This window comes from Rhizobium anhuiense, assembly GCF_003985145.1.
In the GTDB taxonomy this organism is placed as follows: domain Bacteria; phylum Pseudomonadota; class Alphaproteobacteria; order Rhizobiales; family Rhizobiaceae; genus Rhizobium; species Rhizobium anhuiense.
Map to the genome: position 1 here is coordinate 162,496 of NZ_ML133523.1, position 15,933 is coordinate 178,428.

15 protein-coding genes and 1 pseudogene are annotated in these 15,933 nt (G+C 60.8%); 8 read left to right on the forward strand and 8 right to left on the reverse strand.

Annotated elements, in window-relative coordinates:
* Window positions 1-131: 131 nt before the first annotated feature.
* Together EEQ99_RS11270 and EEQ99_RS11275 are read right to left on the reverse strand one after the other, a co-directional pair.
* Window positions 132-1,229: an NADH:flavin oxidoreductase/NADH oxidase gene (locus tag EEQ99_RS11270; protein ID WP_063476607.1), complete on the reverse strand. Its 1,098-nt coding sequence runs from the start codon at window positions 1,227-1,229 to the stop codon at window positions 132-134.
* A gap of 94 nt (window positions 1,230-1,323) precedes the next feature.
* Window positions 1,324-2,121 (reverse strand): SDR family NAD(P)-dependent oxidoreductase, encoded by a 798-nt coding sequence (locus EEQ99_RS11275; protein WP_127430429.1) that lies wholly within the window; start codon window positions 2,119-2,121, stop codon window positions 1,324-1,326.
* 89 nt (window positions 2,122-2,210) lie between these two features.
* Here EEQ99_RS11275 and EEQ99_RS11280 point away from each other — a divergent pair, with 89 nt between their 5' ends.
* Window positions 2,211-2,750 carry a MarR family winged helix-turn-helix transcriptional regulator gene (locus EEQ99_RS11280; protein WP_063476605.1) on the forward strand — a complete coding sequence of 180 codons (540 nt, stop codon included), beginning with the start codon at window positions 2,211-2,213 and terminating at the stop codon, window positions 2,748-2,750.
* A 25-nt stretch (window positions 2,751-2,775) separates the two neighbouring features.
* On the opposite strand, the gene EEQ99_RS11285 is transcribed toward EEQ99_RS11280, so the two are convergent.
* The 3 genes from EEQ99_RS11285 to EEQ99_RS11295 all read right to left on the reverse strand — a co-directional run bounded on the left by EEQ99_RS11285 (window position 2,776) and on the right by EEQ99_RS11295 (window position 4,191).
* Window positions 2,776-3,249, reverse strand: coding sequence for a DUF6644 family protein (locus EEQ99_RS11285; protein WP_097630600.1), 474 nt, complete (start codon window positions 3,247-3,249; stop codon window positions 2,776-2,778).
* A gap of 17 nt (window positions 3,250-3,266) precedes the next feature.
* Window positions 3,267-3,653, reverse strand: coding sequence for a DUF6152 family protein (locus EEQ99_RS11290; protein WP_025554871.1), 387 nt, complete (start codon window positions 3,651-3,653; stop codon window positions 3,267-3,269).
* 91 nt (window positions 3,654-3,744) lie between these two features.
* The gene (locus EEQ99_RS11295) at window positions 3,745-4,191 is read right to left on the reverse strand and encodes an RrF2 family transcriptional regulator (RefSeq protein ID WP_047614168.1); all 447 of its coding nucleotides are present in this window, start codon (window positions 4,189-4,191) and stop codon (window positions 3,745-3,747) included.
* Between the two features lie 420 nt (window positions 4,192-4,611).
* Here EEQ99_RS11295 and EEQ99_RS11300 point away from each other — a divergent pair, with 420 nt between their 5' ends.
* The 5 genes and pseudogenes from EEQ99_RS11300 to EEQ99_RS11320 form a co-directional block, all read left to right on the forward strand.
* Entirely contained in the window at window positions 4,612-5,370 is a 759-nt protein-coding gene (locus EEQ99_RS11300) for a phosphoadenylyl-sulfate reductase (RefSeq protein ID WP_047614167.1), read from the forward strand.
* A gap of 155 nt (window positions 5,371-5,525) precedes the next feature.
* Complete coding sequence (gene cysD, locus EEQ99_RS11305) at window positions 5,526-6,479, forward strand: sulfate adenylyltransferase subunit CysD (RefSeq protein WP_047614166.1); 954 nt, start codon at window positions 5,526-5,528, stop codon at window positions 6,477-6,479.
* Between the two features lies 1 nt (window position 6,480).
* On the forward strand, window positions 6,481-7,977 hold the full coding sequence (cysN, locus tag EEQ99_RS11310) for a sulfate adenylyltransferase subunit CysN (protein ID WP_063476603.1): 1,497 nt from the start codon (window positions 6,481-6,483) through the stop codon (window positions 7,975-7,977).
* 368 nt (window positions 7,978-8,345) lie between these two features.
* Complete coding sequence (locus EEQ99_RS11315) at window positions 8,346-8,987, forward strand: peroxiredoxin-like family protein (RefSeq protein ID WP_063476602.1); 642 nt, start codon at window positions 8,346-8,348, stop codon at window positions 8,985-8,987.
* Window positions 8,988-8,994: 7 nt separating this feature from the next.
* Window positions 8,995-9,165, forward strand: a pseudogene (locus tag EEQ99_RS11320) (elongation factor 1-alpha C-terminal domain-related protein); the annotation flags it as partial.
* 977 nt (window positions 9,166-10,142) lie between these two features.
* On the opposite strand, the gene EEQ99_RS11330 reads toward EEQ99_RS11320, so the two are convergent.
* Window positions 10,143-11,009: a LysR family transcriptional regulator gene (locus EEQ99_RS11330; protein ID WP_188947077.1), complete on the reverse strand. Its 867-nt coding sequence runs from the start codon at window positions 11,007-11,009 to the stop codon at window positions 10,143-10,145.
* A gap of 67 nt (window positions 11,010-11,076) precedes the next feature.
* Between EEQ99_RS11330 and EEQ99_RS11335 the strand changes: the two genes are divergently transcribed.
* Window positions 11,077-12,048, forward strand: a complete 972-nt coding sequence (locus EEQ99_RS11335) for a quinone oxidoreductase family protein (protein WP_047614487.1) — start codon at window positions 11,077-11,079, stop codon at window positions 12,046-12,048.
* A 265-nt stretch (window positions 12,049-12,313) separates the two neighbouring features.
* Complete coding sequence (locus tag EEQ99_RS11340) at window positions 12,314-13,267, forward strand: NmrA/HSCARG family protein (protein ID WP_127430431.1); 954 nt, start codon at window positions 12,314-12,316, stop codon at window positions 13,265-13,267.
* A gap of 60 nt (window positions 13,268-13,327) precedes the next feature.
* On the opposite strand, the gene EEQ99_RS11345 is transcribed toward EEQ99_RS11340, so the two are convergent.
* Both EEQ99_RS11345 and EEQ99_RS11350 read right to left on the reverse strand, forming a co-directional pair.
* Window positions 13,328-14,248 (reverse strand): LysR family transcriptional regulator, encoded by a 921-nt coding sequence (locus tag EEQ99_RS11345; protein WP_047614154.1) that lies wholly within the window; start codon window positions 14,246-14,248, stop codon window positions 13,328-13,330.
* Window positions 14,249-14,356: 108 nt separating this feature from the next.
* The gene (locus EEQ99_RS11350; protein ID WP_048338313.1) at window positions 14,357-15,394 is read right to left on the reverse strand and encodes a LacI family DNA-binding transcriptional regulator; all 1,038 of its coding nucleotides are present in this window, start codon (window positions 15,392-15,394) and stop codon (window positions 14,357-14,359) included.
* Window positions 15,395-15,933: the final 539 nt, after the last annotated feature.

Genomic DNA, 15,933 nt, shown 5'->3' on the forward strand with positions numbered 1-15,933 from the left:
CACGGCTCAACCGTCTGACGTGAGGCGCGATGTGTCTATGACATCGCAACCGTGAATCAGCGGCCGTGCTTCGCGTTTTTTCAAAGCGAAGAGAACGAGGGGCCCTCAACGAGTCCGAGAGCCCCGATCACTCAGGCAGTGCGGTAGGCGGCGAGCCAATGTGCGTAGGGGGCAGGCAATGTCCAGGACGGACGCTCGACACCGAGCTTGCGCGCGGCCGCGTAGGGCCAATGCGGATCGGCGAGCATCGCCTTGCCGACCATCACCAGGTCGAGCTGTCCGCTTCGGATGAGCTCGTCCGCTTGCTCCGGCTGAGTGATGTTCCAACTCGCCGCACCGGGCAGGGCTGCCGCCTTCCGGACCCGATCGGCGTAAGGCGCGATGAACCCCGGGCCCCAGGGAATATTGGCGGCGGGGGTCGAGAAACCGAGGCTGACGTCAATGAAGTCGAGGCCGGCCACTTTGAATTTTCCGACGAGTTCTATCGCGTCCTGCAGGGTTTCCTCGTCACGGCCATCAAACTCGATGACGCCGAAGCGAGCCGTCAGCGGACGATCCTCGGGCCAGACCTCACGAACGGCCGCCAGCGTCTCCAAGAGGAAGCGTCCGCGGTTATCGGCGCTGCCGCCATATTCGTCGTCACGCTGGTTTGAATGCGACGAGAAGAAGCTTTGGCCGAGGTAGCCATGCGCAAAATGCAGCACGAGCCAGCGGAATCCGATGTCACGCGCGCGGATCGCCGCAGCGACAAAGTCGCCACGGACGCGATCGATGTCGGCCTTCGTCATGGCGCGCGGCACCTTCTTTAAGCCGCCGCCGAATGCGATGGCGGATGGTGCGATGGTGTCCCAGCCGCGGGGATCGCCGTCGGCGATATGATCGTCACCTTCCCAAGGACGGTTTGCACTGCCCTTGCGGCCGGCATGGCCGATCTGGATCCCCGCGACCGCGCCGGCCTTTTCGATACCGGCGACGATCGGCGCAAAGGCCTCTGCCTGGTCATCATTCCAAAGACCGGTGCAGCCCGGCGTGATCCGGCCCTCCGGGGAGACGGCGGTGGCTTCGACGTTGACGAGGCCGGCGCCGCCGCGCGCCAAGCTTGTGAGATGGACGCTGTGCCAGTCGTTGGGAAGGCCATCGATCGCGGAATATTGGCACATGGGGGAAATTGCGATCCGGTTTCGGAGCGTCACGCCTTTCAGCGTGTATTGGTCGAATAAGCTGGGCAAGGGGATCTCCTTAAGATGAATATCGATCTCCCGCACGGCTCCTCCGACGCCGGCCGGCGCAGGCGTTACTCCGTGCGGTCGATCCCTCGGATACTTAGACGGCGCGGTAACGGGGCGCAGGTTCACCGGTCTGCGTCGCGGCGAAGAGCGCGGATCGGGCTTCGTCGAACTTATCCCATAGAGTGGCGTCGGCAACGGATGGCAGCGTAATGTCTTCGCCCTTGTCGAAACCGGCCAGGGCCGCATCGACCAGGTTTTCGGATGTCATAACCGTCGCCTGCTTGAGCGATGCCAGCGGCACGCCTGACAAATCCCAGAGTTCGGTCGCCGTGGCTGCCGGCATGACGAGTTGCAGACGGACATTGGTCTCAGCCAGTTCCTGCTGCAGGCCCCGGCTGAAATTCATCACATAGCCCTTGGTGCCGCTGTAGATCGCGCTGATGGGCAGGGCGTGGAAGGACAGGACGGAAGCGACATTGATGATCGCGCCGTCGTTGCGGTCGAGGAATGCGGGCAGAATGGCACGCGTCAGGCGCGAGAGCGCGGTGACGTTGAGTGCGATCATCGCTGCCGCGTCTTCCTCCGAGGTCTGGGCCACCGGAGCCAGCGTTGAGTTGCCGGCGTTATTGACGAGGAGCGTGATCGCCGAATTCGCCTTCAGCATATTTTCGACACGGGTCACGTCGGCATCTTTCGTGAGGTCTGCTTCCACGACCTCGACTGTCGTGCCGTGGGCAGCGTCCAGTTTGGCCGAGAGCGCCTTCAGACGATCGGCGCGCCGGGCTACGAGGATGAGGTCATAGCCCCGTTCGGCAAGGCGTTGGGCGTACACAGCGCCGATGCCGGCAGAGGCGCCGGTGACGACGGCAACAGGCTTAAGCGATACAGACATGTCAAATTCCTATTTGGTTGAGTGCTCAAGTTTAAGTATGGCTAGATCTGACCCTTGTCAATGGCTGAGTGCTCAACTATTTTGGCGAGATGGGTAAGAAACTTTCGATTGGCAATCTTGGAGAGGAACTGCGTGGGGGCAGGCTGAGCCCGCCCGAACTCCTGTCCGAACTTGTGTGCACAAACACCGCTCTTCGACGCGCGTCACGGCGACTAGGCCAGCTCTATGACGATGCGGTAGCGCCAACCGGCCTGAAGGCCACCCAGGTCGGGCTTCTGACCCAGATAGCTGCGTTGCGCGAAGGCGGCCATCAATGGCCTACCCTGCAATCCCTGGCCGAGCGCCTCGCCGTCAGCATCTCCGCGTTGACCCACGCACTTCGCCCGCTGGTCCGGGACGGACTGGTCGGGCTCATGCCGGACGAACACGATGGCCGCACGAAGCATGCGACGCTGACGACGTCTGGTGAGCATCGTCTGCACGAGGCCTTGGTCTTGTGGGCTGACGCTAACCAACGCGTTGAGGTGGTCCTGGGTCGTTCCGCTTCTGCGCTTCGCGCGCTGGCCGATGATGTCGCTTCTCCGGAGTTCCTGGAAGCTTACGAGGCGCGGCGCGTGCTGAGAGGCTGACCCCCGCCCTTGTCGCCGAATCGCATCAGAGAAATCCGATCCAGCGTCCCGCCACAAGTGCGGCGATCCATGTCACCGCCGACAGAGCCGCCGAAACCTTTATGGCAGGGCGCAGAATGCCGGCCGTGATTGCCGTTCGCCAACCCTGCCCAGTATGCACCACGAGCACGTTGAGTAATCCGAAGGCAATCAGCCCGAGCTTGGCGAGGAAGGCGGGATTGCCGGCATATTCGACCGCCCGGACGCTGAACAGGCAGAAGCCGGTGACAAGAGCCGCGGCAAGGCCGATGCCGGCGCAGCGGGAGAGAAACAGCGCAACGATCTCGACCGGCACCCTGCGGAAGAAGCCGGCGAGCCTGAGATCAAGCGGCAGGATGGCGCCGACGAGAAGGCCGATCGCCAGGATATGGGCGGCGTTGACGAACATGTAGAGCGTTCCGGAGCGCCGGAGCGCGGCCGCAGGTGCCGTGGCTGACAGCCATTCGAGAATGTCGATCACAGCTCGGTTGGCCCGGGTCAGTTCGTCTTGATGCGGTCGGGATAGATATCGTAGCGCTTTTCGCCGATGGTGAGGCGCACCGCCTTCAGCCGCTTCTCCTTTGGATCCTGCGAACGGTTTCCAAGCGCCACGACCTTATCGCCGGGCTTGGCGACACCTTCGACGAAGCCGGAGCGTTCCGTCTGGCGCGGATTGCCGAGCTCGACCAGCCAGACGCCGTCATTGGCGGTGGCGACGTCAAGGGTCGGATGCGGCCCGCCCATGGAGATCTTCTCGATGGTGCCGGCAAGCTCGATCTGATCCGCCTCGGCCCAGGACCAGCCATGATGGGCAATGGCGCCGGTGGCGAAAGCCGTCGACAGCATGGCCGCAGCGATGATGCGCTGTGCTGAGATTCTGAACATGATGTCCTCCCTACCCTATGGGCAGGCAGGTGGAGCATGCCGGCTGGAAGAAAAGGGATTTCACCAAATCTTGAAGAAAGATGCGCGATCTTCAGGCCAGCAGCCGGGTGACTTCGGCGCTGTGTTTTGGAGCGACGGCATCGGCGATGGTCGTCGAGAACAGCACCTTGCGGGTGGCGTCGGCGACCTTGGCGAAGACGTGGCGGATCTGGCAGTTCTGTTCGCCGTCGCAATCGTCGCACTGGCGATAGGCGGTGATCGAGAGACACGGAAGCGGGGCGATCGGGCCGTCGATGATGCGCAGGATCTCACCGAAAGTGATCGTGTGGGCGGGCTTGAGGAGGAGATAACCGCCCTGCTTGCCGCGGCGGCTGGCGACGACGCCGTGATGTTTCAGGTCGAGCAGGATCTGTTCGAGAAACTTCTTCGGGATCTTCTGTTGCGCCGCGATATCGGAAATCATCACCGGTTCTCCGGCATCGGCGTCAGCCAAGACCGTGAGCGCCCGCAGCGCATATTTCGCCTTTTGCGTAATCATTTTTGACCATCGACACACACAGGCAGCGCGAATTTCCGCACTGCTACGGAAGTACTTTCACCTCTATGGCACAACCAGCATGAACCGAATTTGAACGCGCTGGAGAAAGCCTTGAGAGACAAGCGTTTTGGCCTTGTTTTTTGCTCTCGGCCAAGCTCTCTTAATCTATGCCAAAACCGCGCCTTCCGCACCATTTTCGGCATCACTTCAGATTTCGGATTGACAGGCTGCGTGTAACTCTACTATTTCTATAGACATTCAAGCTGCCGATGTGGATTTTCATCCGCATGCGGCTGCTTTTCTGCATCGCGGCAGCTTCGGAGAGATATTTGCTCCTCCGGCCGCAGCTTTCGAAATCCCTTTTTCTGTCCGATCCCCGTATGAACTGCGATACTCCCGTCAACGAAGGACAGGATTCTCATGACTGCTATCAATCCAATTTTGGAAGAAGGGCCGATTGCGGAAGCCAAGGCGCTGAATGACAGGCTGGCGGGCCTCGACCTTGCCGGACGTCTGTCGCTGGTCTCCGGCCTCGGCGGCCGCGTGGTGTTCACGACGTCACTCGGCATCGAGGACCAGGTGATCACCGCCGAGATCGGCACGCACCGCCTGCCGATCGATGTCGCGACGCTGCAGACCGGCCGGCTGTTTCCCGAAACGCTGGCGCTGATCGACGAGACCGAGAACCAGTACGACATCCGCATCCACCGCTTCGAGCCGGAGAAGGCCGATATTGACGCCTATGCGGCGCAATACGGCCTCAACGGTTTCTACGAGAGCGTCGAAGCTCGGCATGCCTGTTGCGGCGTGCGCAAGCTGAAGCCGCTTGCCCGCGCGCTGGAGGGTGCTGCGATCTGGATCACTGGCCTGCGCCGCGGCCAATCGGCCAACCGCGCGGAAACGCCCTTTGCCGAGTATGATGCCGAACGCCACCTGTTGAAGGTCAATCCGCTCGCCGATTGGGACCTGGAGGCGATCAAGGCCTTCGTTTCCGCAAACGGCGTGCCGGTCAATCCGCTGCATCAGCGCGGCTATCCCTCGATCGGCTGCGAGCCCTGCACGCGGGCGATCAAGCCCGGCGAGCCGGAACGTGCCGGCCGGTGGTGGTGGGAGCAGGACGAAACGCGCGAATGCGGCCTGCATGTCGCCGAAGAGGCCGCGGCGATCGCCGCACAGTAAATCACCCCACGGCTTTCCCAAAAATCAAGGCGCGGCGACCGCCGCAGCCTTGGGAAAGCCAACATTCCCAGGGAAAGCAACATTCTTGGGGAAGCCACATCAAGGAATTGTTTGCGGTGAGCCGCAAACGACCGACCGACAGTCTGGAGTAAGACATGCCCGATAGCCGTCTCGATACGGAACTCAGCAATCCCCAGAGCGCCAAGGCGCCGCTCGACCCGCATCTGAAGGCGCTGGAAAACGAATCCATCCATATCTTCCGCGAGGTTGCAGCCGAATTCGAGCGTCCCGTCATGCTCTATTCGATCGGCAAGGATTCCTCGGTGCTGCTGCATCTGGCGCGCAAGGCCTTCTATCCCGGCCGCGTGCCTTTCCCGCTGCTGCATGTGAATACCGGCTGGAAGTTCAGGGAGATGATCGCCTTCCGCGACGAGACCGCGAAGAAATACGATCTCGATCTGATCGAGCACATCAATCCGCGCGGTGCTGCCGAAAACATCACGCCCTTTACCCATGGATCGGCGGCCTTCACCGACATCATGAAGACCGAAGGCCTGCGCCAGGCGCTCGATGCCGGCCAGTTCGACGCCGCTTTCGGCGGCGCGCGGCGCGACGAGGAAGCCAGCCGCGCCAAGGAGCGCATCTATTCCTTCCGCACGCCCGACCATCGCTGGGATCCGCGCAACCAGCGGCCGGAACTCTGGAACATCTATAACGGCATGATCCGCAAGGGCGAGAGCGTGCGCGCCTTCCCGCTGTCGAACTGGACCGAAGTCGATATCTGGCGCTACATCCAGGCCGAGGACATTCCGCTGGTGCCGCTCTACTACGCCAAGAAGCGTCCGTTCGTGGAGCGCGACGGCATGATGATCCTCGCCGAAGACCCGCGCCTGGAGCTGCTGCCCGGCGAGGTCCGCCAGGAAGGCATGATCCGTTTCCGCACCCTCGGCGACTTCCCGCTGACCGGCGCCATCCGCTCCCAGGCCACCACCCTCGAAGAGGTGATCGCCGAACTCGAAATTGCAACTGTGTCCGAACGCCAGGGCCGCGCCATCGATCGCGACCAGTCCGGCTCCATGGAAAAGAAGAAGCGTGAAGGATATTTCTGAGATGACCGCAGCCCAAACCGCCGTCTCGGCCGCCACCGTCGTCAACCTGCCCGCCGCCGAGCAGCAGAAAGCTCTGCGCGACTCGCGCCCGCTGCGCCTGATCACCTGCGGCAGCGTCGATGACGGCAAGTCGACCCTGATCGGCCGCCTGCTCTGGGACACCAAGGCGGTCAAGGAAGACCAGGCCGCCACCCTGCAGCGCGATTCCACCGGCAAGCAGAACGATCTCGGCCTGCCCGATTTCGCGCTGCTGCTCGACGGCCTGCAGGCCGAACGCGAACAGGGCATCACCATCGATGTCGCCTATCGCTACTTCTCGACCGACAAGCGCTCCTTCATCGTCGCCGATACGCCCGGCCACGAGCAGTATACCCGCAACATGGCGACCGGCGCCTCGACCGCCGATCTCGCCATCCTGCTGGTCGACGCGCGTTTCGGCATTCTCGAGCAGACGCGCCGCCACGCGACGATCGCCTCGCTGCTAGGGATCAAGCAGTTCGTGCTCGCCGTCAACAAGATCGACCTGACGGGCTACGACCGCGCCGGCTTCGACAAGATCAGCCACGAGTTCCGGGAATTTGCCCTGTCGCTCGGCGTCAAGCAGATCACCGCCATTCCGATGTCTGCGCTGAAGGGCGAAAACGTCGTCTATCCCGGCCAGGCCGCCATGCCCTGGTACAGCGGCCCGACGCTGGTGGAGACGCTGGAGCTTGCGACCGTGCGCTCGTCGCAGACGGTCGGCTTCCGTCTTTCCGTGCAGCGCGTCTCGCGTCCCGGCGAAAGCTTCCGCGGCTATCAGGGCACGGTTGCCGGCGGCTCGGTCAAACCAGGCGACAGCGTCATGATCCTGCCGTCGGGCATGGTCGCCAACGTCTCCAAGATCGTCACCTTCGATCTCGTGCGCAATGCCGCCGTTGCCGGCGACGCGATCACGCTGGTGCTCGACCGCCAGGTGGATGTGGCGCGCGGCGACATGATCGTCTCGATCGACGCCCAGCCGCAGGTCGGCCTTGCCTTCGACGCGCAGATCGTCGCACTCCAGCCCGAGGGCATCGAGCCCGGCAAGCGCTACTGGCTGAAGAGCGGCAGCCGCCGCCAGCGTGTGCAGGTGCAGCCGCTCAGCCAGCTGGAGCTGAAGACCGGCAGCTGGAACGCCGCCCAGCGGCTCTACATGAACGCCATCGGCAAGGTCCGGCTCGTCTTCGACGAAGCGGCGATCTTCGATCCTTATGAGCAGAACCGGCTTTCCGGTTCCTTCATCCTGATCGATCCGGAGACCAACAATACGGTCGCCGGCGGCATGGTGACCGGCAAGCGCACCGAACTCGGCGGCCTCCACAATGGCGAAGCCCGCGTCATCCTCTCGCTTCCGGCCGATCTTGCCGAGCAGATCATGGCAAGCGAACTCTTCGCCAGCCGCAGCCATGAGGCCGAGGTACGGCGCATGACGGCCGCCGAAGCGGCTGATCTCTGGTCGAGCGCCGCAAGCGATATCTGATGAGGGATAGGGGCCAGCAAGATTGGCCCCTTACCGAGGCCGAATCCTCTGGCTGCGGCTGGCGGACTCCCTGCCGAACGGCGAAGAACCGATCAGAACCTGAGACTTTGCGATAGGGGCTTCCCCAGCTCAATTTTCTGTGTCGGCCTCTGCGGCCGCTAAAAAATTCAGAGTTTGCAGAAAACGGACTTTTCCAATTCACGATTCGCTGTTTTCCGCTTGCCCGCGGGCCAATGTGGGGCCATTCTTAAATCGGATCCAGGCGGTGCGGTAAGACGAGAGGTCAGGCCTTGCAGCGCTCAATCTCGACCTCGATGCACTAACTCGGCGCCTTTTCTCGACTGATCCCCGAGCGAGGAGGTTGTCCAATGTCCACGAGCCATGTCGACCATCCGCTACAACCGGGCGACCGGGTCCCGAACGTTGTGTTTGATGCGATCTCGAGCGAGGGGAAGATCGCACTTGATGATTTTCGTGGCCGCAGCCCATTGCTGATCGGTTTGTTTCGGGGCCTGCATTGCCCGTTCTGCCGGCGCCATGTCGCGGCCATGGCATATCTCAACCCGATGCTGCGTGAGAAAGGCGTCCAATCCCTGGCGGTGGTAAACACCCCGGTCGAACGCGCGCGGCTCTATTTCCGCTACCATCCGATACCCGATCTTCTTGCCGCTTCCGACCCGATAAGGGCTTCGCACCAAGCCTTCGGCCTACGCGAGGTCGGGATCGACACGGTCATGGCAATACGGATCGATCTGCCGGGCGAGTTGCCCGAGCCTATGAGCGTGATGGCAATGGACGAATTCATCAACGAGAAGGAAGGATATCAAATTACGGAAGCCGATCAGCAGATGATGACTGCCGACCACGGGCAGCTTGTCGGTCAGTTCCTCATCGACCGGGAGGGCATCGTACGCTGGAGCTTCACTGAAGTCCTGGAGGCTGGGCTCCAGACATTCAAGGCACTGAATTCCCAGGAATTGATGTCGGCAGCTTCCCAAGTCGTGCATTGACAACGATCTGGAGCTGAAGACCGGCAGCTGGAACGCCGCCCAGCGGCTCTACATGAACGCCATCGGCAAAGTCCGGCTCGTCTTCGACGAAGCGGCGATCATCGACCCCTATGAGCAGAACCGCAATTCCGGCTCCTTCATCCTGATCGACCCGGAGACCAACAACACGGTCGCCGGCATCTCTTCCGGGGTAATGGGTGGTGCCCTGCGCCGTTCGCTTCAAGCGTTGGAAACGCCCGGTTCCATCAACGCGTCATCGCACGAATCGCCGATGCTCCCAGGTTTGGACCGGCTGTTTTGCCGTTGCTCGACTTATCCACGTCGATGACCTTCCTCACCTTCTGCGATAACTCTTCGAGCGTCGCCATCACTCGGTTGACCTGCGATAGCGCGGCGGCCGGATCGTATCTTGTGACGAGATATTCCCTGTTGGAGGACAGCGTCGCCAAGTGTTCCTCCGTTCGCTTTCGGAAGATTAAACCCGCTTCCTTCGCCCATCGCGATCGCTCGCCAATGTCGTGGTGAAGGCCGCGGATCATCTTAGGGTCACGCCCTTTGGCGAGCAGAAACGCATTCAGGTAGAGCTCGATCGAGTGGAGGGCCAGAAACCGGCGCGGAGCGTGCGACAGCGATTTGCCCCGAGGAGAGCATTCCCCAAGCAAAGTCGCGGCCGTTCGGTAATGCGATGCCAGTTCCAGAATATCGTGAGCGCTTGCTTCATGCCCAGGGTATACTGCATCCAAGACAAGAACCTCCCATTGGTTCCAACGTATGGATGCAGATTGGCAGGATGCAGATCGGAGTCAATATCGCCAAAAGGGGTTAGGCCGGGCTGTCTGAGCGAGTTAAATAGGTCTGGACACTTTTCAAGAAAACCTAATGATTTCGCGTTACCATCTGGTGTCCAGGCACACCGTAACCTATTGATAAAACGACGTATGTGCTCCGGCAGTATGACGGTGGCTGCTCAGCACCCGCCCCCGTCCTTCGAGGCTTCGGCCCTTGGCCTCCGCACCTCGGGGATGAGGGCTGATCGCGGTGCCGTGTGGCTGGTGGCTGAACGCGTGCTTCTGGCTGCAGGGCTGATCGGTCCCGTGAGACCGTAAGAGGGCAGCCATCGCTTCTGGCGCTTTGCGACCCAGCCAACTGACCTGACTATTTCCCGAGAGCGGTTGTCAGCGCATCGACGACGACGCGGACGGAGGGGACGTCTTTGATGTCAGAATGGACAACCAGCCAGACCTCTCGAGTCAAAGCCTGTTCGTTCTCAATGCGCTGGAGACCGCTGGACTCCGGGACGGCGAAATCGGGGAGCATGACGACACCGGCGCCAAGTCTTGCGGTTGCGGCCTGAAACTCCAGAACGGATGATCTGACGGCGATCGGCCGGCCGGCGGCCAGCTCGATCAGTCGCAATTGTTGCGGCGAGGCGCTCATGGTTTCGTCGTAACCGATGAAGGTCCAGTCCGACGGTGGAACCGTTTCGAGATAGGTCTGTGATGCGTAGAGATGGAAGCTTGTCTCGCCGAGCTTGACGATGGCGTAATCGCCGTCCTCGGGGCGCGACATGCGCACGGCGATATCCGCCTCTCGTCGGTTCAGGGACGCCAGGCGCTTTTCTCCGACGAGCGTGATCTGAACACCCGGATGGTCTCGCCTGACGGCCGCGATCGGATTTGCCAGGAGCACGCTTGAGAGAGCGGGAGGCGCGCTGATCCTCACATGGCCATGCAATTCCGTGGCGCTGCTTCGACCAAGCTGCTCGATTGCCGCAGTCTGCGCCGCGACAAGAGCTGCGTGCCTGGCGACCTGCTCTCCGTCCGAGGTTAAAATGATGCGCCGCCCGCGGCGGTCTACGAGCTTGCGCCCCAGGCTGGCTTCCAGCGACGAAACCCGCCGACTGATCGTGGCATGTTCGACGCCGAGTTGCTTTGCGGCGCCAAGCAACGTTCCCGACTGCGCGAGCGCCAGGAAATGCCGAAGGTCGTCCCAATCGATCTTTGTGAATTCTCTCCCAATCATTGTGAAACAGTAGGGAATTTTCACACATCAGGCCACCGGTTAATTTGTGCCCATGAAGGAGCACGAGATGACTGACCAAATCATATGGCTGGACGCCCCCGGTGACGTCACCCAGTTCCGCGTTGAGCATCACCGTTGTCAGCCTCCCGGTGATGGCGAGATAACGATCCGTCATCAGGCGATCGGAACCAACTTTCTCGACGTCTATCACCGCAAGGGCATCTACCCCATGCCCTCCTACCCCGCGGTGATCGGTGCCGAGGCGGCAGGCATCGTCGACGATGTCGGTCCTGGCGTCTCCATCTTCCAAAAAGGTGACCGCGTTGCCTATGCAGGGCCTCCGGTTGGCGCCTATCGCTCTACCAGGAATATTGCCGCTGAAAGGGCGATAAAACTTCCTGATGCCGTTTCAGCGAAAACGGCAGCGAGTTCGCTGCTCAAAGGCATGACCGCCTACATGCTGTTGAAAAAGACCTACAATGTGCGCGCAGGCACTCAGGTTCTGATCCATGCCGCTGCGGGTGGGCTTGGGAGCATCCTCGTTCGCTGGGCGAGATCGCTCGATGCCACCGTGATCGGGACGGTCAGCTCTTCGGAAAAGGCCGCACTCGCCGCATCTTATGGGGCCGATCACCTTATTGTTGGACGAGGCGCCGATATCGTCGCCGAGGTGAAGCGGCTCACGAACGGACTCGGGGTCGACGTCGCCTATGACGGGATCGGCGGCGACACACTTCTCAAAAGCATACGCTCTGTCCGGCCATTCGGCATGGCCGTCACCATCGGTCAGGCGGCCGGAGCTATTCCACCGGTACCTGTCGAGGAACTTCGTCCGGGCAAGGCGCTCTGCCATCCGAGCATCATGGCCTGGTGCACCGACGTCGGACAATATCGCGAGGCGGCTCTGGCTGCCGTCGGGGCGATGGAAACAGGGATCGTTTCGCAGATCGGTGCTGAGTATTGTTTGGCCGATGTTGCCAAGGCCCACGAAGAGATGGAATCGGGACGCTCGGCGGGCAGTATTCTGCTGATACCTTGATTGCTCAGAGAAAGAGCGCCGGCAGAGTCTATGGATCGCTGTCGGCGCTTCCGTCCTCGGGGCGGGTTTCGACGACGCTTGGACGGCACCATTTATCCATAAAATGGCATTATGTTATGTATTTCAGATATCTACAGCCATAGAACCTGTTGAGATAGGGTGCCCGCCATTGAGGTGGGCTCTCGGCACAGGCCGACCGCCCTCCCGCAAAATGACGCCTTGCACCGCAGTCGGCGTCAAATGAAAGGGAAAGGTTTGAAGCTCTATGTCCGCACATGAAAAGCCACTTATCGCGATTGCCGGCGCAACGAGCAAACAGGGGCGCAGCGTCGCCGCGACACTCCTTCAGAGCCAACGTTTCCGGGTGCGTGCTTTAACCCGGACGAAGGATTCGCCCGAAGCGTTACGTCTAGAGGAAGGCGGCGCTGAAATCGTGGCCGTCCCTCTCGAACTTGGCCGTCAAAAGGACCTCGTCGCTGCCTTCCAAGGCGCCGATGGCGCATTTCTGATGACGCCGCCGATTGCCCCGCCAGCAACCATCGAGGCTCCTCTCGGCCGGCAACTGGCGGATGCCGCCGTCGAGGCCGGCGTCGGGCATATTGTTTTCAGCACGCTTGAGGATGTCGACAAGATTACCGGTGGGACGAAGTATGCGCCGCATTTTACCGACAAAGCGCGCGTCGCAGATTATATTCGCGGCCTGCAGATCTCTCATTCCTTCGTCATGCTGGCATTCTTCTACACGAATCTTCTCGAATATTACGTGCCTCGCCTGGAGGGTGATACGCTGCTCCTGCCGGTTTATCTGCCTGAAGATTTCCGAGCGCCCTTTGTCGATCCGCTGACGGCGACCGGGCCGGTCGTCCTCGAAATTTTCTCAAACCCCGAGCGCTATAACGGCAAAACGCTGCCGATCGTTGGCGACATCATTTCTCCGCGCGAGATGGTCGAAACCTTTCAGCGCGTGACCGGCCTCAAGGCCGAATATCGAAACGCTTTCACCCGGGATGGCCTGCTGCACTATTTTCCAGAGTTTGCGGCCAACGAACTTCTCGTTCGAGAGCTTCTGGGAATGGTCGAATATGCTGTCGAATATGGCTATTTCGGCAAGGAGCACAACCTCGATTGGAGCCGTCGCCTGAACCCCGACACGCTCAACTGGGAACAATATCTCAGGACGACGGGGTGGCGTGGCGATAAGCGATTCTTCGGACTTTGAGGCATGTCGCGCAAAACTGTGCAGCGGTTTTGCGATAACGATATCTTTAAAAACAAAGACTTACGAGGGCCTGATTCCCGGCAATTTGGAAACCTCGGCGACAAGAAAGTCGACGAGAAGACGGACACGGGCAATGGCCGCACGCTCCGGAACGATCAGCAAGCTAAGAGGAACCGGCGAAGGACGATAGTCGCCAAGCACGACCTCGAGCCTGCCGTCATCCAGAAGATCGTGGACCAGCCAGAGGTGTGTAGGACCAATGCCGCGTCCGGCGGCAAGGGCTTCGCGCGCCGCAAGCCCGTGATCGACGCGCAGCTTTCCACTGACCGGGATTATCAGGCTCGTGCCATCGGGAGAGGAAAGAACGACCCGATCGCTCCCCGCCACATTGGACATCACGACGGTTTCGTAGCGTGACAGATCGGCAGGGTGCTGCGGCCGTCCGTGAACGGACAAATAAGTCGGAGCGCCCACCAGCAGCCGATGGCTTTCTCCGAGCGCATGAAGTTTCATCGCGCTGTCCGCGAGAGGTCCAAGACGAAGTGCCACGTCAACACCTTCGCGAACCAGGTCGATGCGCTCGTCCGTCAGGTTGAGGTCGACTCTGATGTCCGGATGCTTGTCCTGGAATTCAAAGATGAGGCGCGTGACGTGCATCACACCGAGCGCAGCCGTACAAGAAAGTCGAACAGCACCGGCAGGCGCCTGACGGGCATCTCTCGCTTCTTCAGCGGCCTGTTCGACCAGGCGCAGTATCTGAAGGCAGTTCGCATAATAGCGACTACCTTCGTCCGTAAGGGTCACGCGACGCGTGGTTCGGCTGAGAAGCGGGACGCCAACAGCCTCCTCAAGTTCATTGAGGTGTCGCGTCACGGTGGATTGACCGATACCTAGCTCTCTTGCGACCATCGACAGGTTGCCGCGTTCGGCGACGCGGACAAATGTGCGCATTCTGTCGAGAGACAGTCCTGTGTTATCCATTTTTCAGCACAGTGATCATCATTCCCTCCGTATAGGGAATAATCTGATCTGTGCCTAGTTCGCGCCTACGACAGGTCCGTCGCATTTCATTCGGCAGATCGGACCGGCTTAGCGCGTCGAGCCGCGCGGGATGATCGAGAAGCCGCAGTTGACCTTGTCTTCGCCTGGCGGTTCGTCGCGGATGGCGCGCAGCAGCATGTCGGCGACGCGATAGCCGATATCGTAACGCGGTAAGTGCACCGTCGTCAGCGTCGGCTCGGTGAAGGAAGAGAATTCCAAATCGTTGAAACCGCAGATGCCGACATCCTCCGGCACGCGGATACCGCGCGCTTTGCATTCGATGAGGACGCCAAGCGCCAGTTCGTCGCTCTGGGCAAAGGCGGCATCAATATCGGGCACGCGCTGCAACAGCCGGGAAAACAACTCCCTGCCGAGGCCGATGCGGCTTGCCGCATCCCCGCCGATGACGAGATCCGGGTTGAAACGCCCGGCTTCCCGCATCGCAGCCTCATAACCCTGTATGCGGCGGCGCGAGCGGACATCCCCGCCGCGGCCGATGAAGCCGATCCTTTCATAGCCCCTCGACAACAGGAAGCGGGTGGGTTCGGCGCCGGCGGCATGATGATCGAGGCCGACGACCAGCTTTTCCGGCTCCTGGCTGAGATCGGTGATATGGGCGATCGGACAGGCAGCATTGCCGATCAGCGGCAGAAGATCACTATAGGATTCGGCGCCGGCAATGATCACCCCGGCCGGCTTCTGTGTCAGGAAGGATTTCAGCAGGCCGGCCTCGCCCTTGGCATGGTGCAGCGTACTGGAATATTGAACGGTGAACTCGGCGTCGCGGAAGCGAGTCTCGATACCGATCATCAGGTCGGCGAAGCCGTATTGGTGCAAAGCGGGCGTGATGACGCCGACGACGCCGTTATGGCGGCCGGCGAGCGCGCGAGCGGCGAGATTGGGGATATAACCCATCTCGCTCACCGTACGCAGGATGGTCTCGCGCAGATCCTCCGAGACGATTTCAGGATTGCGAAGCGCGCGCGAAATGGTGATGGGGCTGACCCCCACCTTTTTCGCCACATCGCTCAACTTCACATGCGCGCCGCGCCTGGCCTTCCGCCCCGGCCCCACTGACTTGCCCATCATCCCTCATATGCTGCACGCGAGACTCACCTGCCTTCGATTCGCGATTTTCACTTTCTGAAGAAGAAATAATTTAGAGTCTACTAACATTTTGTATGAGCAACAGGTTCCGGGGAAACAACGTCCAGAAACAGCAGCAGGATTGTCCGTCGGCAAATTACGGGCATCTGCGGCGATCGGATCACCACTCCCTGGAATAAGTCCATTTATTTTCGAATGAAAATGTCGCGGAGGATACTCGGGCGCGGCAAAACCGGCCGGAATTTCCGGAAGCGTCAGCCAGCCCGAAAGCATCGGAGCGAAGATTAAATCCCCGTCATATCTTACAAATCGGCAATATAAACATGATCAATATTTAATTTGTAAATCCGCTGGCCGCGATCATATGAATCCCGAGCGCGAATTCTTCCATTCGCCCGGTCGCCGTCCCCCCGACGACTGCGCTGCGATGAAAGCAATTGGCGCCAAACGCCATCCGACGCCAGGTCCCAGGACATGGAACCACGACGCCATCCAAAACCAACGCTCTCGCAAGGGAC

Coding starts and splice junctions, on each gene's coding strand:
- EEQ99_RS11275 (WP_127430429.1), bottom strand. CDS start 2,121: ATGTCTGTATCGCTTAAGCCTGTTGCCGTCGTCACCGGCGCCTCTGCC.
- EEQ99_RS11280 (WP_063476605.1), top strand. CDS start 2,211: ATGGGTAAGAAACTTTCGATTGGCAATCTTGGAGAGGAACTGCGTGGG.
- EEQ99_RS11290 (WP_025554871.1), bottom strand. CDS start 3,653: ATGTTCAGAATCTCAGCACAGCGCATCATCGCTGCGGCCATGCTGTCG.
- EEQ99_RS11295 (WP_047614168.1), bottom strand. CDS start 4,191: ATGATTACGCAAAAGGCGAAATATGCGCTGCGGGCGCTCACGGTCTTG.
- EEQ99_RS11300 (WP_047614167.1), top strand. CDS start 4,612: ATGACTGCTATCAATCCAATTTTGGAAGAAGGGCCGATTGCGGAAGCC.
- cysD (WP_047614166.1), top strand. CDS start 5,526: ATGCCCGATAGCCGTCTCGATACGGAACTCAGCAATCCCCAGAGCGCC.
- cysN (WP_063476603.1), top strand. CDS start 6,481: ATGACCGCAGCCCAAACCGCCGTCTCGGCCGCCACCGTCGTCAACCTG.
- EEQ99_RS11315 (WP_063476602.1), top strand. CDS start 8,346: ATGTCCACGAGCCATGTCGACCATCCGCTACAACCGGGCGACCGGGTC.
- EEQ99_RS11330 (WP_188947077.1), bottom strand. CDS start 11,009: ATGATTGGGAGAGAATTCACAAAGATCGATTGGGACGACCTTCGGCAT.
- EEQ99_RS11335 (WP_047614487.1), top strand. CDS start 11,077: ATGACTGACCAAATCATATGGCTGGACGCCCCCGGTGACGTCACCCAG.
- EEQ99_RS11340 (WP_127430431.1), top strand. CDS start 12,314: ATGTCCGCACATGAAAAGCCACTTATCGCGATTGCCGGCGCAACGAGC.
- EEQ99_RS11345 (WP_047614154.1), bottom strand. CDS start 14,248: ATGGATAACACAGGACTGTCTCTCGACAGAATGCGCACATTTGTCCGC.
- EEQ99_RS11350 (WP_048338313.1), bottom strand. CDS start 15,394: ATGGGCAAGTCAGTGGGGCCGGGGCGGAAGGCCAGGCGCGGCGCGCAT.